The organism is Mesorhizobium sp. WSM4830 (genome assembly GCF_055811495.1).
On record NZ_JBVVQI010000006.1, the window covers coordinates 230,396 to 252,539 of the forward strand.

Here is a 22,144-nt window from a genome sequence, read left to right on the forward strand (position 1 = left end):
GGTGGGAGCAGTCATTAAGCAAATTAAATTCCCGGAACTCTTCATTGGGTTCGTTGCACCGATGGGCGCCGAGATCGCGCAATCGCTGCTGGATTTTCGAAGTCACTTCGAACGCCGCGGCTATCACGTTGTCGAAGTCAAAGTGACTGACGTGTTTTCGGTCTTCCAGAAATACGTGAAGCCGAACAAACCACTACGGAAAACGCCGCTTTATGAACGGTACGAGACCCACATCTCTTATGGAGACCAATTGCGGGAGCGGTTTTCGGACAATGCCTTTTTGGCGTCAGCGACCGTAATGCGCGTGATCAAAAAGCGCCTTCGCCTTCCTCATCGAGGAGGCGCCGAGGAATTCAGCAGGGTTGTCTATCTGCTTCATCAGTTCAAACGAAAGGAAGAGATTGATCTATTGAGGTCGGTTTACGGCGATCTCTTCTATCAAGTGTCTATCTATTCTCGCAGAGGAGCGCGAGTGGATTATTTGTCGAGACGCTTCGCCAGTGATGACAACACGGCAGGTCCTCACCGTTTCCGAGACAAAGCGGAGGCGTTGACCCAAGCCGACGAACACGAACTGGGGCACGCTCACGGCCAACGAGTGTCCAAGATTTTTCATGACGCGGATTTCATCATCAATAATGATGCGGAACAGTCCGTTCAAAAACAGATTGATCGATTTTGTGAGCTGCTTTTCGGTTCGAATTCCATCTCCCCTACCCGCATGGAATATGGAATGTTTTTGGCCAAGGCTGCTGCGCTTCGAACTCTTGATTTATCACGTCAGGTTGGAGCCGCCGTGTTTTCACCAACCGGCGAAATACTTGCATTGGGGTCCAATGAGGTTCCCAAGGCAACAGGAGGAACTTATTGGCATGATGAGAATCACGATGATCGGGAGTACGTGAGAGAGCATGACTCGAACGATCAACGCAAAAGAGAGATTTTGTCCGAATTAGTCAAAATCATCGATCCTGAGCGTAGCGTAAACGACGTCCTTGAGAACGCCAAAGTTCTCGATTCTCAATTTATGGATGCCCTGGAATACGGCCGCATCATTCACGCCGAAATGTCCGCCATAGCCGATGCAGCTCGGCTGGGCCACGCAGTACGAGACAGCACCTTATACTGTACTACGTTTCCCTGCCACATGTGCGCAAAACACATAGTAGCAGCAGGCATCAGCAAAGTGATATTTTTGGAGCCATATCCGAAAAGCCTTGCGTCAGATCTTCACTCCGATTCATTACAGGTCGAGAGCAGTGACAGGGGTCGCTACCAAGGCTATCCTGCGGTGCAGTTTCAACACTTTTATGGAGTGTCTCCTAGGCGATACCGAGAGCTTTTCGAGCGCACTAAGCGAAAAAAGGGCGATGGCAAGTTTGAACCCTATAAAGACGGTGTTGCGGCGCCAGTCTGCGACGTAAAATTCCCTTTCTACACTCAGCTGGAAAACTTCGTTGCCGACGCGATGCTTCAAGCCTTCAAATCGGCAACCAACAAGTCCGAGTTGCTAGAAGAGGCGTCCAACACCTGATGGGGCATGTAAGGAAGGCATGAGCGACCTCGCTTGAAGCGGCGCAGAAAATGTGAACTACGGTGACAGTGCACTTTTTACCATGTCGCCCCCTCCGCATAGTGCTCACCTTGCTCGCTTTCCCGGTCTGCCGCATCGCCGGGCAAATCGGCGAGCCGTGAAACCCGGAAACGAGGCAGGCGGCGAAAGAAAATTGTGCGCTGCCACCATAATCCTATACCCGATCGTCGGTGCGAAAAGGTCAAACTGTTCGACGTGTCACGACGTGCAAATATCAAGGAAGCATCCTAGAGTCGTGGCGACTGATTCGGGAATCTGAACAAGATGCCATTTGATCTATCGTTACCTTTGCTGACCGGGCAACCCTTGAACTTCACAGTCGATGTCGGACAAGTTCTTTTCGTACTGGGCGCGAACGGGACCGGGAAATCCAGTCTGCTGCAGCGCTTCTACTCCAACCATCGGGCGATGGGTCGCAGGATTTCCGCTCATCGCCAGACTTGGTTCGAGTCAAATGCGATCACACTGTCTGCCCATAGTAAGAAGAGCACCGAAACCAGCATGCTCAACGCAGATGCGCACCCTCAGTCACGGTGGAAGGATGACTACTCGTCCGCTCGGGCTAGTGTGGCCATATATGATCTGGTGGACGCACAAAACATTCGGGCACGATCAATTGCCGATGCCGTCGACGGTAAGGACACGGACCTTGCGTTAGAGTTGGCCAAGAAAGATGCTCCAATAAAAGTCATCAACGAACTGCTCAGACTTTCCAATATCCCGGTGGAGATATCCATTCACGAATCCGAGCAAGTGATGGCATCGCGAAATAATGGAGCCAAGTACAGTATAGCCGAGTTGTCGGACGGAGAGCGGAATGCCCTTCTAATCGCGGCAAATGTCCTTACTTGCAAGCCTGGATCGATTCTGCTCATTGATGAACCCGAGCGGCATCTTCACCGTTCCATCATATCGCCCTTGCTCACGCTTTTGTTCTCGAAGCGAGCTGACTGCGCGTTCGTCATCTCCACGCACGATGTGATGCTGCCTCTGGATAATCCAGAGGCGAGAACACTTCTGATCCGAGGTTGCACCTATCAGAACTCGAATGTGTCGAACTGGGATGCTGATCTGATGGGCGCAAGCGCTGAGATTGATGACCAGCTGAAGCAGGATGTTCTTGGCAGCCGCCGCAAGTTGCTCTTCGTTGAGGGGACCGAAAGCAGCTTGGACAAGCCCCTCTATAGCCTGCTGTTCCCACAGGTATCGGTGATCCCGAAGTCGAGCTGTCGTGATGTCGAACACGCCGTATCGAGCATCCGTGACGCGCACGATCTGCACTGGTTGCGGGCGTTTGGCATCGTGGACAATGATCGTCGGCCGCAATGCGTGATTGCTGAACTGAAGGGGAAGAGCGTCTACGCTGTACCGGTCTATGCAGTCGAGTCCATCTACTATCACGCCGAAGTGCTGGAGCGACTGGCGACTCGCCAACACCACATGACGAGTGCAGACGCGAGTCAGTTGCTTGAACAGGCCAAGGCTGCAGCCATCGACTCTGTTCGACCGCACATCCAACGCCTTTCAGAGCGGGTAGTTGAAGCCTCGATCCGGCAATCACTAATGAGCAGGCTCCCAAAGCGATCCGATATCGCTCAGGCGCAGCCGATCGCCATCACGATCGACGTACCAGCAATTGTTGCCGAAGAGGTCGTGAGATTGACGCAAGCGTGCGATGACGGAGACGTCGGTGCGATCGTCGCGAGATATCCCGCTCGTGAGACACCGGCGTTGGACCGGATTGCAACAAGCCTCGGTTTCCAGGGAAAGGCACAGTACGAGAGCGCAGTCCGGAAGTTGCTAATGGACGATGCCGAGGCTTTGTCAACACTTCGGAATTTGTTCAGTACACTTAAGGCCGACATCGACGCCGAGTGATTGAACTGCTGGGGTGATGGATTACGGTGGATGAATTAGGATGAATTACGGTGACAGTGCAACTTTTACCGTGTCGCCTCCGCCGCATGGTGCACCCCCCGGTCTGCCGCATCCCCAGCACCTCGCGTGCGAGCCAAAGTATTTTCACGTCCGAAGACTATGTGTTCCACAAGAACTCATCGACTATTGCCCCGTCGCCGATGTCGCGCTGTTCGATGCACCCATGGGCCGAGAGCATCGCCGTGCAAATCGGCAAAGCCGTGAACCCGGAAACCAGACAGGCGGCGAAAATAGTGCACTGTCCCCGTAATCGCAAAGCAGGCCGCCGGTTCAGCGAAGGAGAACTCCTCTTTATCGGCTTGCAATGATTGCAATCGTGCAATCACGAGGCAAATGGCCTCTGTCACTAGTATCCTGGGCGCCCTGTCCCAACATAACTTGGTCTGTTCCGACCGCATTGATAAAGCACGTCTCCGTTGCATACTTTGCGTTAGGCGTAATGTACGACAACAAAGGCATGACTTTCAGGCCGCCAGGGTTGGGGAATGATAGTTTTCCGGTACTTGGGTCGTAAGTTGCGCCTTCACTGATCCACTGAACTACACTAGCTCTGATAACTGCTGATGCGATAACATAGTTCGAAAGCTTGGATTTAGCATCTTGTTCGGCAGCACCAATCGACGAGACTACGGATTTGATATCGGCGAACTGCTGCTCAAGCGTAGGAGAAAAACGTCGAGGAATTTGGGCATAAATCGGCCCCGCAGTAGTCGATATCGTCAAGCTTCCAGCAGCAACATCACGAGAGGAATTAAGGTCGGCGGCGTCTTTAGACGAACAAATTAACGCGCGCGATCTTGTATCAAGTACAATTGTACCATCTTTTGCCGCCGTAAGCGCATCGTATAGTTCACCTTGACATTTTATATTACCATTTAAGAACATCTCGCTTATATTTATCCCTGATGGGCCGTCGTATGTCATTGATATGGCTACAGAGCGCGTATCTACATCCGTGTGGATAGAGTAATGTAGCCCTTTAGAATTTAACCTAAAGCATTCTAGCGAAGCTTGTATAATCGTCGGGTCAACTACAGATTGATATACGTTGTTTGTGGAGGATAAATCTGACTCTGAAAATTTATTGTCGCACATTGCCTTAGCCACGGCGCTCGCTTGATCAAATCCAACTCCCACACCAGCGTACTGGACGCTGATACCAGTGGATGATACGTCACTTTGATTACTGCATAGGCTCGAAGTGGAAATCTGGCTTCCAGTTTTGTTATCAATTACAACAAGTTTGTTTCGTATATCTTGCTGAAAATAGAAGGCGCAGGGGTTTTCTTGAGCATGCGCAACTGGTACGCCTAGAACAAAAATTGAGCATATAACTGCGAGTTTCATAATCGCTCCCTGTCTCTATTTAAGTTTCTGGCCACATTTTACGGCTCCGGCACCGAGCGTCAGACTTTGACCACTAGGTGTACAATCTGCTGAACGCCGATCCTCAAGCAGGAAGCATAGCGTCCAAAAACCGCCTCTGCGCCCCCCGCCTCACCAGCAACGAATGCCCAATCCCAAGTATCTTCCGCACACTCGCCAGTGCCGCCTCGTTCACCTCGATATAGGCGACGATGTACCATTCGCCGTTTTCTTCCCTGGCCATACCCATCGGCTCGGCGCGCCATTTCAGCGCCCCGTGGTGCGGCATGAAGTACGTCTCCTGGACGCCGCCGACGGCGCTGAGTCCCTCGTCGAGAGCGTATTCCATCACCGCGCAGCACAGTTGGGTGAGCGTGCCCCGCAACCCGGTCGAGCGTTTATCGGGAACGACGAATGTGCGGGTCCATTCGGCCCAATCGGGACGTCTTGGGACGCCCGATTTTTCGCACATGTGAGAAAAAACCTCCGAGACCATGTGCGGCTCGCTCGTTGGGATCAATCGAGCCGAGGTCACTACGCGATCGTCTTCAATGCCCAGCAGGTATGTCGCCGCGTCTGTATCGAATTGATCCAGCTCGCGACCATCCGGGCTCGGAGGGCGCCAGCGTTTTTGATGCACGAAGAAATCGTGCCGTCGGCGCAGAAATTCGTCGAATTCGTTTTCGTAGAGATGCTTGTTATGCGCGTTGACTACGTGGGCCGTTATCATGGCGCGATCCCCCGATCGTTCTCAACGGGATACTCGCAGTCGCGCTAATATACGTCACCTGTCCGATGGGACAGTTGACGCGTTTAGGGGTGGATCAGGCGCCGGCGCACTGCCTCGACGACCGCCTGAGTGGTCGTGGCGACGCCAAACGCTTCCCTGGCTCGTGTGGAGTGCCATTTGACGGTGCGCTCGGTCAGACCAAGGATCTGGGATGTTTCCGACGAAGTCTTGCCGGCCGCGGCCCAGAGCAGCACCTCTTTCTCGCGGTCGGTCAGCACGCCTTCATCCTCATCATTGTCATTCGCCAACGCCTGGATCGACATGCCGGCATAAACCGCCATCGTCACCAGTTGCACTTGATGGCGAGGCGAGAGGGTGCAAGACTTCGCGGAAGAGGCAAACGACAGCACGGATTGCCAATGGTGAATGCTGAGCATCGGCACAGCGAAGCCGCTACAGATGCCGAATTCCGTCGCCTCGCCGGCGACGCGTCGTGAACCTTCCGTATCCGACCACTTTGCCGGTACTTCGGACCAAAGGAACGGCTTCAGGGTCTTTGCCGAGTAAATGCAAACACCATCAACCGCGGCATGCTCGGCTTCGACATAGCGTTCGAACCAGCCGGCCGGCCAGCCATTCAGTTCAACCATCGGTGCAAGTTTCTGGCCACTGAGCGGCACACCGCTCAGTATAAGGTGCTCGAAGCCGAGATTCCTCACGGTATCGAGAAGGTCGCTCAGCAGCGGCCCGGTGGCTGTGTGTTTCCTGCAGCGTTCGACAAAGTCGAACACGTCTGAATCGATCATCACAGAGACCCCGTCTCCACGCCCGAAAACAAAGTTTAACTCAAATTAGCAACTTCGAATACTCCCAATAAGTGTGTCCGCCACGCAGGACGTGTGGACCAAAATCAGCTAAATCAGCCGGGTTGCGATCAGCAACACAGGACCCCAAGCATGACGCCGCATTGCCGAAACGAAACGAGTCGTTCCGGGCCGGCGAGACCGCGTTGCTCTTGGTCGACATGCAGCGCGTCTGGCTGGAGCCCGGCGCCGATCCGGCGCATCGGGAGCGTGACCACTATTTCTACCGGCGGACGGCGTCGCAAACGATCCCCAACCAGGAGCGCCTGCTGGCGGCGGCGCAGGCCAACGGCGTCGAGGTGATCCACACCATCATCCAGAGCCTGACCGAAGCTGGGCGCGATCGTTCGCTCGACCACAAGCTGACGCCGATCCATATCGCGGCGAGCCGGCCGGAGGGCCTGCCGGTGCCGTCGCTGGCGCCGGTCGGCGACGAGATCATGCTGCCGAAGACATCGTCGGGCGTCTTCAACTCGACCAACATCGACTATGTCCTGAAAAACCTCGGCGTGCGTTACCTGATCGTCGCCGGCATCATGACCAACCAGTGCGTCGACATGCGATCATAGAAAGCATTGTCGATACGAAGGCGGTCTTCGAGTCGCTTGTACCGCGTCTGACACCGCAGGATAGCCTGTTCATGGAGCGGACATCGCCGCGCCTATGCGGCTTGCTCACTCTAGCGTCGGGGCGGTCCGCTACGAAGCCCACGGGCAGACCTTAGCCTCCCGTGCTGAGCATTTCGATGATTGTTAAATCCAAAGAATCACCACAGGACGGTGGCCGTCGAGCGAGTTTTCAGCAGCCCATTTCCGAAGCTATTAATGTGCAACTTGGGAAGCTGCCGACATCAATTCCTCGGGATTCAGCGCTCTGAAGGTGTTGAGGCCATCCTCCAGAACTTCAGTGAAGTTCCAGCGTACGATGCCCGTCCGGTCGATTAGGAACTGACCGACAAGCTGCGCCTGGCTGGAAGCCATCGCCTGCTGGTCGGCTTCCGTAATCTCATATCCTTCCTTCTTGTTAAGAAATTCATTCATTGCCATGACGTCCATAGGCTCGGGCAACTCGCCCGGAAGATGGAACGGTATCGCCATGACCGTGTCCATCCCGACCTCGCGCAAGCCGAAAGCACGGTGCGAGGCGCGCTCCGGGTCGGATGCGGCGAGAAGATCGGGTGCCGGGTGGTAACGGAAATAGAGCCGCGCCCGCTCGACCGGCGTATTGACCACCGCCAGGCATTCGACGCCTTTATCACGCAGGGCCGGCTTGAGTTGCGCCATCGCCGCGATATGGCGCCGGCAGAACGGACAGTGCAGGCCTCGGAACAAACCGATCAACAACGGGCTACGGCCTCGAAAATCATCAAGCGCGATCTTGCCTTCGCGTGAGATCGCATTGAGCACAACATTCGGTGCCCGGTCGCCCGGCTGCAGCGGGCGGTCAACACTACTCGTGGACATGGACAACCTCCTCGCCCCGGTCACTCAGGGAAAGCAGCACACCCACGTTTCGGAGGCGATCAAGTGCGGGGGCGAAAGCTTCCTGTGCCAAGGCAATAGCTTTCGACCTCTGCCATATTGCCGAGGTCGAGATTACGCACGTTGCAAGCCCATTATAACACGAAAAAGCATCTGCGGGTCGCCGCCAAATGTGGTGAATGACCTCACGCGAGCGCACCCCCGAATGCCCTTGCGCTGAAGGTCAGATTCCCGACCTCGATTTGGCGGTTCAAGTCCGCAACGCCCAACGTCGTCAACGGGTCGGTTCCGGACGATAGGCGAAGGTCCGCTCCTGAAAACCGTCGGGAATGTCTGGAAATGGCGCAACAACGATGTCCAAGATGGTCGCCGGCAACGTCCGCCATCGGGCAACAGCGAAGATCACCTCAACGGCCGACATGAGGCGCATGGCCGCCGTTCGCATGTAGAACTATAGGGTAGCTTTCGTGCTGACGTTCACGACCGGGGAGGCACCCGCGAGCCAGAAAGTCGATGCCTCCTCAAATTTTTCCTAAGACCTTATCGATACTTGCGTCTGCACTGATCTTACGCGATGGTCCCTCTGCCTTTGGGAGGGCTGGGGATGAAATACAGAAAGCTGGCCGTTCTTGCGGCCGCGTTTGCGCTTGCCGGATGCCAATATAAAGCCGAGCCGATGCCAATGGCCGCTTACAACGTTTATTCGAGCTACGGCGAAAAGCTTCCTGGAAAATATCTGCTGTTTATAGACTCGACCGTGCTAAATAGATCGATCAAGCCTTCGGATCTAAATTGCGCTGCTCACAGCTACCCGATCGATATGCGAAGCGGTTTCTCTGGATCTGTCCGCAAGACGCTGGAAACTCTGGTCGCAGAACTTGAGATCGTCGATCAACCAGTCGATGCCGCTGGCCTCGCGGAGCGCAAGAGCCGTGGCATGATCGTGGTCAAAGGCGAAGAGTTAAACGCTCGACTGCGGGTCGTACCGGGTTTTTGGTCTGCCGGCATAGAAACTGATGTCGACCTTGTTGCTTCGATAATTGTTGATGGTCGAAACGGTCGATTGCTCGGTTCAACCGTGGAGGGTCAGGGGAATGCACAAGGCGATGCCGGTGTTCTCTGCGAGGGCGGCGCAAAATCGCTAACGGAGTCCGCGGAAAAGGCACTGAAACAAGCAGTAGGTCGCCTCGGCGAAGCCCTGACCAATTCGGAACGGGTTCGTAACGGCGTTTGACGCAAAATGTATCCGTTCGTCTGGATCTCCCAAGTTACTCCAATCGGACGCCCGACACAAAGTTCAGCAGCAGCGCCTGCGTCCAGGCCTCGAACACGCCCTAACAGCGTTTACGACTGTCGCGCTTTATGCTGAACAGGTCACACTGTGGGAACCGACGCAGCAAGATGGCCGGACGACTTTGAGCAACACAGGACCCGAGCATGACTCCACCACTGCCGAAACGAAACGAGCCGTTCCGGGCTGGTGAAACCGCACTGCTCTTGGTCGACATGCAGCGCGTCTGGCTGGAGCCCGGCGCCGATCCGGCGCATCCGGAGCGCGGTCCCGAGCATTATTTCTACCGGCAGACGGCGTCGCAGACGATTCCCAACCAGCAGCGCCTGCTGGCGGCGGCGCGGGCCAACGGCGTCGAGGTGATCCACACCATCATCCAGAGCCTGACCGAAGACGGCCGCGACCGCTCGCTCGACCACAAGCTGACGCCGATCCACATCGCGCCGAGCCGGCCGGAGGGCCTGCCGGTGCCGTCGCTGGCTCCGGTCGGCGACGAGATCATGCTGCCGAAGACATCGTCGGGCGTCTTCAACTCGACCAACATCGACTATGTCCTGAAGAACCTCGGCGTGCGTTATCTGATCGTCGCCGGCATCATGACCGACCAGTGCGTCGACATGGCGGTGCGCGATGCCGCCGATCGCGGCTACCTAGTCACTTGCGTATCGGACGCCTGCGCCGCCGCCTCGCAGGAACGCCATGACGACGCGCTCAAGGCCTTCGGCGGCTATTGCTGGGTCGCCGACACCGCCATCGTTACTGCCCGTTTCGAAGCCTTGGGAAAAACTGCATGACATCGACCGTCGAACCGCTCGTTGCCGTCGTCACCACCGACCTTTCGGCGATCACGCGCGGCCGCTCCGTCGTCGAAAGCAGGCTGCAGACGATCGCCGCGACCGGTGTCGGCTGGCTGCAGGCCAATCTGTCGCTGACGCCGTTCAACTCGATCGTCGATCCCAATCCCTGGGGCTCGTCAGGCGATGTGCGGCTCGTTCCCGATCTCAACGCGCGGTTTCGCACGGCGCTGACCGGATCGGCGACGACTTTCGATATGGTCGCCGGCAACATCGTCGAACTCGACGGCAGCCCGTGGGTCGGCTGCACCCGGACCATGCTGAGCGATGCGCTGGCGCAGTTGAAGGCGGCGACCGGACTTTCCGTCATCGCCGCCTTCGAGCATGAATTCCACATCGAGGGCGACTTTGGCCCGGCTCATTCGATGTCGTTGGCAGCACTGCGCCGCACCGACCCGTTTGCCGCCAACCTGATGGCGGCGCTGGCGGAAGCCGGTGTCGCGCCCGAAGTGGTGATCGCCGAATTCGGCACCGACCAATTCGAGGTGACATGCGAGCCAGCCGATGCGCTTGCCGCGGCCGATCGCGCAGTCGCCATCCGCGAGATCACACGCGAAGTCGCGCGGACTGCCGGGTGGCGGGCGAGCTTCGCGCCCAAGATCGCTCCCGATGCCGTCGGCAACGGCGTCCACATCCATTTCAGTTTCGTCGACGAGGCCGGCAAGCCGGTGACCTACGACCCGGCCCAGCCGGGCGGCCTTTCCAGTCGGGCCGCTTCGTTCTGTGCCGGCGTGCTGCGCCACCTGCCCGGCATCACCGCCATGACGGCGGCGAGCGTGTCGTCCTACTACCGGCTGAAGCCGCATAGCTGGAGCTCGTCCTACACCTGGCTTGCCGACCGCGACCGCGAGGCGAGCCTGCGCATCTGCCCGATGGTGACAATCGGCGGGCGCGATCCGGCGCGGCAGTACAACATCGAATACCGGGCGGCGGACGCCACCGGCAATCCCTATTTGTCGCTGGCGGCAATCGTGCGCGCCGGGCTGGAGGGGCTGAAGGCCAAGCTGCCGGCGCCGCCGCTGGTCGCTGGCGACCCGACGCAGATGAGCGTTGCCGAGCGCAAGAAGCTAGGGCTCGTGCGGCTGCCGGAAACGCTGCCTGCGGCACTCGACGCGCTGGTCGCCGACAATACCGTGACCGGATGGTTCGCGCCGGTGTTCGTCGAGACTTTTGTCGGCCTCAAGCGGCATGAGACCGAGCGCCTCGCCGGGCTTGATCCAGTGGCTGTCTGCGACCTCTACCGGACGCTGTACTGATGGCTGAGCCGGTTGCCAACGCCATCCAACCTGAAGGTTGGCCACCAGCGGTCGAAGCGATCAACGAAACGGGGCGTTCCGATATCGTTCTGATATGCGAGCACGCGTCCAATCACATCCCGGCCGAGTATGCGCGGCTCGGTCTCGACAGCAGCCATTTGCAGCGCCATATCGCCTGGGACATCGGCGCCGCCGAAGTGACTCGCGCTCTGTCGAAGCTGCTCGATGCTACAGCCTTCCTCAGCTCCTATTCGCGGCTTTTGATCGATCTCAACCGGCCGCTTGGTTCCAGCGGCAGCATTCCGGCGCTGTCGGAGGACACCGGCATCCCCGGCAATGTCGGCCTCGATCTGGAGGAGCGAAGCCGGCGTGCCGAAATCATGTTCGCGCCGTTTCATGACCGCGTCGCCGCCCACCTCCACGACCGGGCGAAGCAGGGCAGACCGACGCGGATCGCGACGATCCACTCCTTCACGCCGGTCTTTCTCGGCATTGCGCGGCCCTGGCACGCCGGCGTGCTTTACGATCGGGCAATCGAGTTCGGCCAGGCAGTGCTCGCCGGCCTGCGCGCCGATAGTGCGCTCAACGCCGCGGCAAACGAGCCTTACGTGATCAGCCGCGACGGCGACTACGCCATACCCGTCCATGGCGACGATCGCGGCATTCCCGCGGTCCTCATCGAGATCAGGCAGGACCTGCTGGCGGGCCGCTCCGGCATCGAGGAATGGGCGAAGCGGCTGGCCGCTGCGTTGCCGGCGCAGCAGACAAAGGCGTTGTGACCAAGCTCGGCTGGTCGAGCGCAACGCGAGAGCCGAGCCGTCGATGAAAAGCCTCCACCCGTCCTCAGGAGAAGATTTCCGCCAAGTCTTCGACGCTGGTGCCTTCCTTGACCTGGCGCAGCTCGACATAGCTGACTGCCGGGGCAATCGACGTCACAATGGATACGATCGCTGTCACCAGGGCGCCAAGAAATATGCCGGTGGTTAGGCCAAAGACCATGATCGCACGGCTGAGCACGGCCTGGATCAGCACCACAGCTATGAACAGGACAATCCAGAATCCGAACAGAGCCCAGCGGCTTCCTTTGGTAAGTTCCCGGCTGCGCTTCATGCTGCCGAAGACCCCCAGTCTTTCCTGAACCAAAACAGGCACAGCGACAGACCAACGAAGCCACAATATGATGCCGGGAACGAGCAGAAGCATCGCGCCGGCGGCGGCGCCGAGGCTCACCAGCAGCGCGATGCCTATTACCGGCAGCAGGAGGGAGATTGCCGTCTTGAGGCAATCGCCAATCAATGGTCGCTTGCCGTTCAGATCCTCGATCGCGGCACGCACCAGCGCCGCCTGCAGGATTGCCGACAGTGTCATGGAAACCAACACGCCAACGATCGTGGCAGTGATTCGTTGGGCTGAGAACTCCGGAACGCCAGCCTCGACGTTGGTCGCCCATTTCCAAATCCAAAGCTGGTAAAGGAGCGTAGGCAAGCCTGAGAACAGCATGGCCAATCCAAGGCAAAGCACTGGATTGCGGCTGATGACAGCGAAGCTGTCGTTGAAAACCCTGCCGATGCGAAATTTGTTCGGCCGTTCCAGTGTCACTGATGTCATGATGCTTTCCCCCTGCCTCACCGCCACATGGCTGGCGGCCCCCTGGTAAATCTGCCAAGATTGGCGGTCGCCGTCCAGCCCACTTGCAATTGTTCCGCTGCATTGTCAGTGTCGGCTGGGAACCACAGGTTGCAGGGGAGCGGGTGGCGGTGGCACAGCCAGGCACAGCGGAAGCCGAACGGCTGACCAATCTGCACAAGCAGCTGATCGCCGACGAGTCGATCCAGTTCGACCTGCCGGCCTATGTACCGCCGAAGCCGCCCGAGTGGCTGAAGCCGCTGCAGGATTTTTTGTCGTGGCTCGGCCCCTACATGATCTATCTGTTCTGGGGGGCGGTGATATCGGGCGTCGCAATCATCCTGCTTTTGGTCTTCCTCGAGGTGAAAGGCATCGCCTGGCGGCTGCCGTGGCAGCGCGCTCGGCCCGAAGTCGAAGACGAAGAAACCTGGCGCCCAGACGCCGGCGCCGCGCAGATCCTGCTGTCGCAAGCGGATGCGCTGGCCGCACGCGGCGACTATGACGAGGCGGTTCACCTTTTGCTTCGGCGCAGCGTCGCCGATATCGCCGGCCGGCTGCCGGACTTCCTGCGCCCGTCGCTCACCGCGCGCGACATCGCCAATGCCCCTTCCCTGCCAGGAAGGGCACGCCATGCGTTTACCGAGATCGCCCGCATTGTCGAGGCGGCGCTGTTCGCGCGCCGGCCGGTCGGCGCTGATGGCTGGCGGCAAGCACGCGGCGCCTATGAACGGTTCGCCTTCCGGGATGCCTGGACGTGAGTGCACCGGCGGTCGAGGCACAGGAGCCGTTCAATCGAAAGACACTGTTTTGGGGGATTTTCGCCAGCCTGCTTGCGGCAGCCGGTTTCTTCCTGCTGTCCACCTACGCCCCCGATTTCCGGCAACCCGGCAATGGCGGCGCCACGCCGCTGTCGAAAAGCGGCGTCGGCTACGCCGGTCTGGCGGAATGGCTGCGGCTCACCGGCGAAGCGCCCTTGATGGCGCGGACCGAGGACGATCTCGGCACCGACATGCTGCTGATCGTCACCATCTCGCCCGACAGCGATCCGGAGGCGCTCGACCACATCCTGAAACTTCGCCAGGACCAGAACACGCTCTTCGTGCTGCCCAAATGGCAGATCCTGCCGCTCCAGGGGCATGAAGGCTGGAACATGAAATTCGGGCGATTGCCCGGGTCGGTGGTGAACGAATGGCTTGGGCGGATAGCCGATGCAAAGATCGGTGCCGGCCAGAGCACGGCAAAGCAACTGGACATCGAAGGCAACATGGTTGCCGCACCCGAAGAATTGCAGTGGGTGGCCGACAAGTACCCTCTCATCGCAGCCGGCAATGACAAGGCTGTGCTTACCGAACTAGACGACAAGCCGTTCTATATCCTGACCGACCCCGACCTGATCAACAACGCCGCCCTCAAGGATCCCGACAAGGCAGCAGCCGCGCTCGGGCTGATCGCCTTGCTCCAGCCGGACGACGGGCCGGTGATGTTCGACCTGACGCTGCATGGCGCGGGGCGAAAGTATGATCTGGCCAAGCTTCTGGTCGAGCCGCCGTTCCTGGCGCTGACACTGACGATCCTGATCGCCGCGGCGCTGGCGTTCCTGCATGGCCTTGGCCGGTTCGGCCCGCCGCGCGCCGACCAGCGTGCGATCGCCTTCGGCAAGCGTGCGCTGGTCGATACGACGGCGATGCTCATGCGGCGGGCCGGCCGGCTGGACGAACTGGGAGGCCGCTATGCGGCCTTGATGCGGGTGCGCGCCGGCGCGCTGCTCGGGGCACCGCATGGGTTGCAAGGCAAAGCGCTCGACCACTGGCTCGACTCTCGCGATAAGGAGCAAGCCGGCGGCTTCACGACGCGTTCGCAAGCCGCCGGCGAGGCGAAGAACCTGACGCAGATGCAACAGGCAGCAGAACGGCTGCACGACTGGACGGCAAGGAGGCTCGGTGAACGTCGATGATGTGAAGGCCCTGGCGACACGGATCAGGGAAGAAGTGGCCAAGGCGATTACCGGGCAGCACGATACGGTCGACCTGATGCTGACCGCCTTGTTTGCGGGCGGGCATATCCTGCTCGAAGGTCCGCCCGGCACGGCCAAGACCATGACCGCACGCTGCTTCGCCCAGGCGCTTGGGATCGCCTACGGGCGGATCCAGTTCACGCCGGACCTGATGCCCGGCGATATCGTCGGGTCGAACATCTACAACTTCCAGACGGGGCAGTTCACGCTGACGCGCGGTCCGATCTTCTGCGATCTCCTGCTTGCCGACGAAATCAACCGCACGCCGCCCAAGACGCAAGCCGCACTGCTCGAGGCGATGCAGGAGCATGCGGTCACGTTCGACGGCACCACGCATTCGCTCGGTCGCAATTTCATGGTCGTCGCGACCCAGAATCCGATCGAGCACCAGGGCGTCTACCCACTGCCCGAGGCGCAGCTCGACCGCTTCCTGTTCAAGCACCGCGTCAGCTATCCCGGCCCCGAGGAAGAACGGGCCATCATCGTCCATCACGGCGGCGGCTCCGCCTCGCACGACATCGCGCAATATGGCATCAAGGCACAGACTAACCGCGAGACGCTGCAGGAGGCCCTTGAAATCGTCGGCTCCGTCACCCTCGTCGACGATGTCGTCGGCTACATAGCGGCGCTGGTTCGGGCTACGCGCGAAAATGCCGATTTGGAAGTCGGAGCCAGCCCCCGCGCGGGCGCCATGCTGGCGCGGGCGGCGCGTGCCAGGGCGGCACTGGACGGACGCGCCTACGTGATCCCCGACGACGTCAAGGCGCTGGCAGTGCCGGCGCTGCGTCATCGCGTCATCCTTTCGCCTGCCGCCCAGATCGATGGCCGTCTGGTCGAGCAGATCGTCTCCGACCTGGTCGACCAGACGGAAGCACCACGTTGATCTATCCCAGCGGCCGAGCGGTATGGGCAGCGGCGGCCGGCGCCGTGCCGGCCTTCCTGGTCGCGCTGGCACTGCCGTCGTTCTGGTATCTGGGATTGCTGTGGAGCTGCCTGCTGCTTGCCTTCCTGGCGGTGGATGCCGCGGCCGGACGCGGGCGGGCATCGCTGAATGCCAGCATCGATGCGCCGCAGCAGGTCGGTGTCGGCGGCGAGTTCGGCGTGCAAATCGCCGCCCGTCACTCGGGACCGCGCGCAGCGGAGGCTCGCGTCGGGTACGATGCGCGTCTGGTGCCGGTGAGCGGCAGCGGCGGCGCCTTGCTTCCAACCGCCGGAGGTTCGCTCGACCTCCGCTTCCAGGCGCTGCGGCGCGGCGTCGCCAGCTTCGACCGTCTCTGGGTGCGCTGGCGCGGGCCGTTCGGGCTGGTCTGGAACCAGGTGGTGCTGCCGGTGGAAAGCAAGGTTGCGGTGCTGCCCGACGTCAGCAGCGCCCGCGGCGAGGCGATCACCCTGCTGCAACATGCGGCGCTTGCCGAAGGCCATGCGCAGCGCCGCGCCGGTCAAGGCCGCGAGTTCGACGCACTCAAGGATTACCAGCCGGGCATGGGCCGGCGCATGATCGACTGGAAGCGCAGCGCCCGCCACGGCAAGCTTTTGGCGCGCGAGTTCCGCGTCGAGGAGAACAACAACATCGTGCTGGCCATCGATAGCGGACGCCTGATGTGCGAGCCGGTCGACGGTGTGCCGAAGGTGGACCGGGCGGTGACGGCCGCCTTGCTGTCGGCATTCATCGCGCTGAAGGGCGGCGACATGGTCAGCCTGTTCGGCTTCGATGCAAGGCCGCGCGTTTCAAGCGGGGCGGTACGCGGCCCCGCCAGCTTTGCGATGATCCAGAAACGGGCCGCCGAGATCGACTATTCCAGCGAAGAGACCAACTTCACCCTGGCGTTGACGACGCTGGCGGCGAGGCTTGACCGCCGCTCGCTGGTCATCATCTTCACCGATTTCGTCGATCCGATCAGCGCGGAATTGATGCTGCGCACCGTGGGCCGGCTCACCGAACGGCATCTCGTGCTGTTCATGATGATGAAGGACACCGAACTGGAGGGCCTGGCCGACATGCCGCCACGCTCCGGCGAGGACGTTGCCCGCGCGGTTGTCGCCGGAGGGCTCTTGCGCGAAAGGCAGGTCGTCATCGGCCGGTTGCGCCTGCTCGGCGCCCATGTGATCGAAGCCGACCACAACCGGCTGGGTCCTGCGCTGGTCGAGCGTTATCTGCAGTTCAAGCAGGAGGATTTGCTGTGACGGCGCCAGTACCCGGCAATGCGGTACGCGGCGATGCGGTACGCCAGTCTCTGGCCAGCTTCCGCCGCGAGCGCGAGACCGACTGGAAGGCATTCGAGGCACTGCTGGCGCGTGTCGAGAAGCGTGCGCCGCGGACGCTTTCCGAAGAGGAGCTGCTGTCGCTGCCGCTGCTCTATCGATCGGCGCTGTCTTCTCTTTCGGTGGCGCGGGCGACATCGCTCGATAATGCGCTGGTCGGCTATCTCGAGGCGCTGTCGTTGCGCGGTTATTTCTATCTCTATGGCGCACGCCGCGGGCTGCGCCAGCGCCTCGCCGATTTCTTCCTGCACGACTGGCCCGAAGCCATTCGCGACCTGTGGCGCGAGACATTGACGTCGGTCGCGCTGATGGTGATCGGCATTGGTGCAGGCGCCTGGCTGGTGGCATCCGACAAGAGCTGGTTCGACGCGATCATCCCGCCCGGCCTGGCAGGAGGCCGCGGCCCCGACACCTCGGCCGAACTGCTGCGCGGCATGCTTTATGATGGCGACAATGGCTTTCTCTCAGGCTTTGCCGCCTATCTGTTCACGCACAACGTCCAGGTCGCAATCCTGGCCTTCGCCCTTGGCTTCGCCTTCGCGGTGCCGACGGTACTGCTGATGCTGTTCAACGGCTGCATGATCGGGGCGTTGTTCCAAGTCTATTGGTCCAAAGGGCTTGGCATGGAGCTTGGCGGGTGGCTGGCCATCCACGGCACCACCGAATTGTTCGCAATCTCTTTGGCCGGCGCGGCCGGTATGCGCATCGGCACCAGCATCGCCTTTCCCGGCGAATTGACACGCATGGCGGCAGCGGCTCGCGCCGGACGCATCGCCGCGAACGCCATGGTCGGGGTCTCGATCATGCTGCTGTTTGCCGGGCTGCTCGAGGGCATTGGCAGGCAGACCATCACCAGCGACGTCACGCGCTACGCCATTGGCGGTGGCATGCTGGTGCTGTGGATCGGTTACTTCTATCTGTTCCGGGCGGTGCGGCATGGCGATCGTTAAACGCGCCGCCTTCGCGGCTATACGGCCGCTGATCACGCCCGAAGGCGTCGATCTCCGGATTAGGCTCGCCGACGCCGGCACGCGGGCCTCCGCCTTCCTACTCGACATCGTGTTCATCGCCGTGGCTGCAATCGTGATCACGATCGTCGCGCTGTTCGGGGTGGGAGGCCTTGGCAGCGAGGGATTTCAGCCGCTCTTCGTCGTTTGGATCATCCTGATCTTCTTTCTGCGCAACGCCTACTTCATCGTCTTCGAAGCGGGCCGGCGCGCGGCTACGCCCGGCAAGCGGATCGTCGGCATCCGGGTCGCGTCCCGCAGCGGCGACGGCCTGTCGATCGACCAGGTCATCGCCCGCAACCTGATGCGCGAAATCGAGGTGTTCTTGCCGCTCTCGATCATCGCCGGACGCAGCGGGACTGACCTTGCCGACACGCTGACGACGGTGTTCGGACTGGTGTGGACGCTGCTGTTTGCCTTGTTCCCGCTGTTCAATCGAGACCGCATGCGGATCGGCGACCTGTTGGCGGGAACCTGGGTGGTCGAGGCACCGAAGCGCGCGTTGCTGGAAGATTTGTCGGCCCGGCAGGATCCGGCGGCCGGCGCCTTCCGGTTCAGCCACGCCCAGCTCGACGCCTACGGGATTGCCGAACTCCACAAGCTCGAGGAAGTGCTGCGCCGCGACGACTATTTCGCACTGCGGACGGTGGCCGAAACAATCGGACGCAAGATCGGCGCGGCACCACAAGCCCATGACGCACGCGCGTTCCTGACGGCGTATTATGGGGAGTTGCGGGCACATCTCGAACGCAAGCTCCTGCTGGGCAACCGCAGGGCTGACAAGCACGCGCGGTAGCAGTTGCCGAACAGGCCCACCTAGCGAGAAGCGTCGGTGCTGCCCCTCATCCGCCTGCCGGCACCTTCTCCCCGTATAGTGACGGGGAGAAGGGGAGATGCCGCGGCGCGAGCGGCTATTCCGCAACGCTGCCAATTAGCGAAACCGTTTGCGATAGCGCCTTTCTCCCCGTCACTATACGGGGAGAAATGCCCGGCAGGGCAATGAGGGGCGACGCCGACGAACCTGATGAGCCCCTCTCATGAGGCCGGTTCAAATACCCCGTGCCCTACCCCACCCACTTCTCATAATCGGACACCAACAGGTGCAGCGGTGCTGTGTCCTCGTCGATGTCCGCGAAGCGGCCGATCGGCTCGCGGAAAACGTTGTCGGTGAGATCGTCGTTGACTGTCGAGACCTCGCCGATCAGCACGTCCTTGCCTTCGGCCCAGAAGGCGTGCCAGACACCCGGCAGCAACGTGACGCTCTGGCCCGGGTCGAGCTTTAAGAACCCACCCGCAGGCAGCCTGTGAATGGTTCCGTCGACAGGCACGGTTACTTCGGCCTTCGGATCGATGCCGCCATCGCGATCGTGCATGAACAGCTCCAGCACCAGTTTGCCGCCGCCTCGGTTGATGATGTCTTCGGCCTTGATGTTGTGGCGGTGCATCGGCGACAGCTGATCCTTGCGCGAGATCATGATCTTCTCGGCATAGAGCATGCCCATGCCCTTCTTCATGTCCTCGTAGCGGCCGTTGCGAACGGTGAACAGGAACAGGCCGAGCTCGTCGAATTTCTCCTGGCCGTAATCGGTGATGTCCCAGCCGAGCCGGGAGGAGAAGATGGCCGCCGAATCCTGCCGGTGCGCCTTCATCTCTTCCGGGGTCCAGTAGGCGAAGGGCGGCATGATGTAGCCGAACGAACGGATGAAGGCGTCGGCGTCGCGGATGATGTCGTTGATGGCGGAGCGTTTCATGTCGTGGTTCCTTCTTCAGGCGGCGCCTACAGCGCATAACCGAACACCGATCCGGTGTCGACGTAAACCGCATTCTGGCCTCATGACATCGGCGACGATCAGGGCCATAAGTCCCGACAAATTCCCAAAGGTGACATTCCATGCGCAGCATAGACGACCTCGATACGCCGGCGATCCTGATCGACGCCGGCCGCGCCGAAGCCAATATCGCGCGGGCGCAGGCCCATGCCGACCGGCACGGGCTGAAGCTCCGGCCACACATGAAGACCCACAAGCTACCCTACTGGGCGAAGAAGCAAGTCGCGGCCGGCGCCATCGGCATTACCTGCCAGAAGATCGGCGAGGCCGAGATCATGGCCGATGCCGGACTGACCGACATCTTTCTGCCCTACAATATCCTCGGGCGGGCCAAGCTGGAGCGCCTCAAGGCGCTGCACGGCCGCGTAACCCTGTCGGTGACGACCGACAGCATGGACACGCTGATGGGACTTGCCGCCACCTTTACCGATCCCGGCCACCGCCTGCCGGTGCTGGTCGAATGCGACACCGGCATGGGCCGCTGCGGTGTGCAGTCGGCCGGCGAAGCAGTCGCGCTGGCGAGCGAGATCGGCAAGGTCCGGGGGCTCGTCTTCGGCGGCTTGATGACCTACCCGGGGGCGGGCCGCGCCGCCGAGACCGAGGCGTGGCTCGCCGATGCGCAGCAAGCACTTGCCGCAGCCGGCCTTGCCTGCGAGCGCATCTCCAGCGGCGGCACGCCCGATATGTGGCGCTCGGGTGAGCATTCCGTCGTCACTGAATACCGCCCCGGCACCTACATTTATCTCGACCGCTACCAGGTCGCCAAAGGCGTCGGCAGACTCGACGATTGCGCGCTGACCGTGCTGTCGACTGTGGTCAGCCGTCCAACGCCGACGCGCGCCATCCTCGACGCCGGCAGCAAGGCCCTGTCCAGCGACACGCTGGGACTCGCCGATTTCGGCGAGCTGCTGGGCATTTCAGGCGCAAGGGTGACCAGCCTCAGCGAAGAGCACGGCAACGTCACGCTTTCGGGTGGCGCCGAGCTTGGCATCGGCGAGCGCGTGCGCGTCGTGCCCGACCATTGCTGCGTCGTCACCAATCTGTTCGACGAGGTACATCTGATCGAAGGCGACAAGGTGATCGAGACGCTGCCGGTCAAGGCGCGCGGGCGGATGGCTTGATCCTGTCGGTTGGCTAACGCTCGGCTTGTCTCGCGGCAACCCGGCGCATCGAAATGACGCGGCGGCGCCGGATCTCGGTCCGCATTGCCATCAGGTGCAGCGCAAAGAACAGGACTGTGAAGCCGACTGCCATGACCAGAAGAGGCCACAACAGGCTCGGGTCGATGGTCGGGCCGCCGAGACGGAACACCGAAGCCGGCTGATGCAGCGTGTTCCACCAGTCGACCGAAAATTTGATGATCGGAATGTTGATGAAGCCGACCAGGGTGATGATGGCGGCGGCCCAGGCGGCACGCCCGGCATCGTCGAGCGCGCGGGTCAGGGCGATAATGCCGAGATACATCAGGAACAGGATGAAGACCGAGGTCAGCCGGGCGTCCCACACCCACCAGGTGCCCCACATCGGCTTACCCCAGATCGAACCGGTGATCAGCGCAAGGGCGGTGAAGACGGCACCGATCGGTGCCGCCGATTTCAGCGCCACGTCGGCCAGCGGATGGCGCCAGACCAGCGTGCCAAGCGCGGAGACCGCCATCAACGTGTAGCACATCATGGCAAGCCAGGCGAAAGGCACGTGGATATACATGATGCGCACGGTGATGCCCTGCTGGAAGTCCTCAGGCGCCGTGAAGCTCATATAGAGACCGACAGCGAGGACGATGGCGGCGACGCTCGCCAACCACGGCACGACCTTGTCGGCCAGCCCGACGAACCGCGTTGGGTTGGCAAGGTCCATCCAGCCGGAGAGGCGTGAAGTCGTGTCGCTCATGCGGCTTTACATAGACCGCCGGCGGAGTTGCGGCAACCACAGCGGCGCGCCTTCCCTTCTCCCCCCTTGAGGCCTTTGCAGAGAAGGCGCATAGATATGCGATTTGAGAGATATATGCTTTTTTGAGCGCCGAGAGCGCTGCCT

General features: G+C 60.6%; 21 protein-coding genes. 14 read left to right on the top strand and 7 right to left on the bottom strand.

What is annotated here, in order from left to right:
* Position 1 precedes the first annotated feature (1 nt).
* Together AC0L2Y_RS11190 and AC0L2Y_RS11195 are read left to right on the top strand one after the other, a co-directional pair.
* Complete coding sequence (locus AC0L2Y_RS11190; protein ID WP_473556036.1) at positions 2-1,534, top strand: anti-phage dCTP deaminase; 1,533 nt, start codon at positions 2-4, stop codon at positions 1,532-1,534.
* A gap of 324 nt (positions 1,535-1,858) precedes the next feature.
* Positions 1,859-3,472 carry an AAA family ATPase gene (locus tag AC0L2Y_RS11195; RefSeq protein WP_473556038.1) on the top strand — a complete coding sequence of 538 codons (1,614 nt, stop codon included), beginning with the start codon at positions 1,859-1,861 and terminating at the stop codon, positions 3,470-3,472.
* A gap of 351 nt (positions 3,473-3,823) precedes the next feature.
* On the opposite strand, the gene AC0L2Y_RS11200 is transcribed toward AC0L2Y_RS11195, so the two are convergent.
* The 3 genes from AC0L2Y_RS11200 to AC0L2Y_RS11210 all read right to left on the bottom strand — a co-directional run bounded on the left by AC0L2Y_RS11200 (position 3,824) and on the right by AC0L2Y_RS11210 (position 6,433).
* A complete protein-coding gene (locus AC0L2Y_RS11200) occupies positions 3,824-4,879 on the bottom strand; it encodes a hypothetical protein (protein ID WP_473556040.1) in 1,056 nt (351 codons plus the stop codon).
* A 103-nt stretch (positions 4,880-4,982) separates the two neighbouring features.
* Complete coding sequence (locus AC0L2Y_RS11205) at positions 4,983-5,627, bottom strand: acyl-homoserine-lactone synthase (protein ID WP_473556041.1); 645 nt, start codon at positions 5,625-5,627, stop codon at positions 4,983-4,985.
* Positions 5,628-5,710: 83 nt separating this feature from the next.
* A complete protein-coding gene (locus tag AC0L2Y_RS11210) occupies positions 5,711-6,433 on the bottom strand; it encodes a LuxR family transcriptional regulator (protein WP_473556044.1) in 723 nt (240 codons plus the stop codon).
* Positions 6,434-6,594: 161 nt separating this feature from the next.
* Here AC0L2Y_RS11210 and AC0L2Y_RS11215 point away from each other — a divergent pair, with 161 nt between their 5' ends.
* On the top strand, positions 6,595-7,059 hold the full coding sequence (locus tag AC0L2Y_RS11215) for a cysteine hydrolase family protein (RefSeq protein WP_473556045.1): 465 nt from the start codon (positions 6,595-6,597) through the stop codon (positions 7,057-7,059).
* Between the two features lie 252 nt (positions 7,060-7,311).
* On the opposite strand, the gene AC0L2Y_RS11220 is transcribed toward AC0L2Y_RS11215, so the two are convergent.
* On the bottom strand, positions 7,312-7,953 hold the full coding sequence (locus tag AC0L2Y_RS11220) for a peroxiredoxin-like family protein (protein ID WP_473556088.1): 642 nt from the start codon (positions 7,951-7,953) through the stop codon (positions 7,312-7,314).
* A 622-nt stretch (positions 7,954-8,575) separates the two neighbouring features.
* Between AC0L2Y_RS11220 and AC0L2Y_RS11225 the strand changes: the two genes are divergently transcribed.
* The 4 genes from AC0L2Y_RS11225 to AC0L2Y_RS11240 all read left to right on the top strand — a co-directional run bounded on the left by AC0L2Y_RS11225 (position 8,576) and on the right by AC0L2Y_RS11240 (position 12,151).
* Positions 8,576-9,205, top strand: coding sequence for a hypothetical protein (locus AC0L2Y_RS11225; protein ID WP_352492971.1), 630 nt, complete (start codon positions 8,576-8,578; stop codon positions 9,203-9,205).
* Positions 9,206-9,408: 203 nt separating this feature from the next.
* The gene (locus tag AC0L2Y_RS11230; protein WP_473556047.1) at positions 9,409-10,056 is read left to right on the top strand and encodes a cysteine hydrolase family protein; all 648 of its coding nucleotides are present in this window, start codon (positions 9,409-9,411) and stop codon (positions 10,054-10,056) included.
* Positions 10,053-11,372 (top strand): type I glutamate--ammonia ligase, encoded by a 1,320-nt coding sequence (locus AC0L2Y_RS11235; RefSeq protein ID WP_473556049.1) that lies wholly within the window; start codon positions 10,053-10,055, stop codon positions 11,370-11,372. The genes AC0L2Y_RS11230 and AC0L2Y_RS11235 overlap by 4 nt, the downstream gene beginning before the upstream one ends.
* Entirely contained in the window at positions 11,372-12,151 is a 780-nt protein-coding gene (locus tag AC0L2Y_RS11240) for an N-formylglutamate amidohydrolase (RefSeq protein WP_473556050.1), read from the top strand. Before AC0L2Y_RS11235 ends, AC0L2Y_RS11240 begins: the two co-directional genes overlap by 1 nt.
* A gap of 64 nt (positions 12,152-12,215) precedes the next feature.
* Here AC0L2Y_RS11240 and AC0L2Y_RS11245 read toward each other — a convergent pair whose 3' ends face one another.
* Positions 12,216-12,980 carry a hypothetical protein gene (locus tag AC0L2Y_RS11245; protein ID WP_473556089.1) on the bottom strand — a complete coding sequence of 255 codons (765 nt, stop codon included), beginning with the start codon at positions 12,978-12,980 and terminating at the stop codon, positions 12,216-12,218.
* A gap of 149 nt (positions 12,981-13,129) precedes the next feature.
* On the opposite strand from AC0L2Y_RS11245, the gene AC0L2Y_RS11250 reads away from it, so the two are divergent.
* From AC0L2Y_RS11250 to AC0L2Y_RS11275, 6 genes are read left to right on the top strand one after another with little or no spacing between them, the layout of a single operon-like run.
* Positions 13,130-13,756: a DUF4129 domain-containing protein gene (locus AC0L2Y_RS11250; protein WP_473556053.1), complete on the top strand. Its 627-nt coding sequence runs from the start codon at positions 13,130-13,132 to the stop codon at positions 13,754-13,756.
* Positions 13,753-14,952 carry a DUF4350 domain-containing protein gene (locus tag AC0L2Y_RS11255; RefSeq protein ID WP_473556055.1) on the top strand — a complete coding sequence of 400 codons (1,200 nt, stop codon included), beginning with the start codon at positions 13,753-13,755 and terminating at the stop codon, positions 14,950-14,952. Before AC0L2Y_RS11250 ends, AC0L2Y_RS11255 begins: the two co-directional genes overlap by 4 nt.
* Positions 14,939-15,895 (top strand): AAA family ATPase, encoded by a 957-nt coding sequence (locus tag AC0L2Y_RS11260; protein ID WP_473556056.1) that lies wholly within the window; start codon positions 14,939-14,941, stop codon positions 15,893-15,895. The genes AC0L2Y_RS11255 and AC0L2Y_RS11260 overlap by 14 nt, the downstream gene beginning before the upstream one ends.
* Positions 15,892-17,196 (top strand): DUF58 domain-containing protein, encoded by a 1,305-nt coding sequence (locus AC0L2Y_RS11265; RefSeq protein ID WP_473556058.1) that lies wholly within the window; start codon positions 15,892-15,894, stop codon positions 17,194-17,196. The genes AC0L2Y_RS11260 and AC0L2Y_RS11265 overlap by 4 nt, the downstream gene beginning before the upstream one ends.
* Positions 17,193-18,224 carry a stage II sporulation protein M gene (locus AC0L2Y_RS11270; RefSeq protein ID WP_473556060.1) on the top strand — a complete coding sequence of 344 codons (1,032 nt, stop codon included), beginning with the start codon at positions 17,193-17,195 and terminating at the stop codon, positions 18,222-18,224. Before AC0L2Y_RS11265 ends, AC0L2Y_RS11270 begins: the two co-directional genes overlap by 4 nt.
* The gene (locus tag AC0L2Y_RS11275; protein WP_352662951.1) at positions 18,211-19,077 is read left to right on the top strand and encodes an RDD family protein; all 867 of its coding nucleotides are present in this window, start codon (positions 18,211-18,213) and stop codon (positions 19,075-19,077) included. Before AC0L2Y_RS11270 ends, AC0L2Y_RS11275 begins: the two co-directional genes overlap by 14 nt.
* Positions 19,078-19,345: 268 nt before the next feature.
* Here AC0L2Y_RS11275 and AC0L2Y_RS11280 read toward each other — a convergent pair whose 3' ends face one another.
* Complete coding sequence (locus tag AC0L2Y_RS11280) at positions 19,346-20,032, bottom strand: D-lyxose/D-mannose family sugar isomerase (RefSeq protein WP_473556062.1); 687 nt, start codon at positions 20,030-20,032, stop codon at positions 19,346-19,348.
* Between the two features lie 140 nt (positions 20,033-20,172).
* On the opposite strand from AC0L2Y_RS11280, the gene AC0L2Y_RS11285 reads away from it, so the two are divergent.
* The gene (locus tag AC0L2Y_RS11285) at positions 20,173-21,231 is read left to right on the top strand and encodes a D-TA family PLP-dependent enzyme (RefSeq protein WP_473556063.1); all 1,059 of its coding nucleotides are present in this window, start codon (positions 20,173-20,175) and stop codon (positions 21,229-21,231) included.
* 13 nt (positions 21,232-21,244) lie between these two features.
* Here AC0L2Y_RS11285 and AC0L2Y_RS11290 read toward each other — a convergent pair whose 3' ends face one another.
* Positions 21,245-22,000, bottom strand: a complete 756-nt coding sequence (locus tag AC0L2Y_RS11290) for a heme ABC transporter permease (RefSeq protein ID WP_352566281.1) — start codon at positions 21,998-22,000, stop codon at positions 21,245-21,247.
* Between the last annotated feature and the right edge of the window lie 144 nt (positions 22,001-22,144).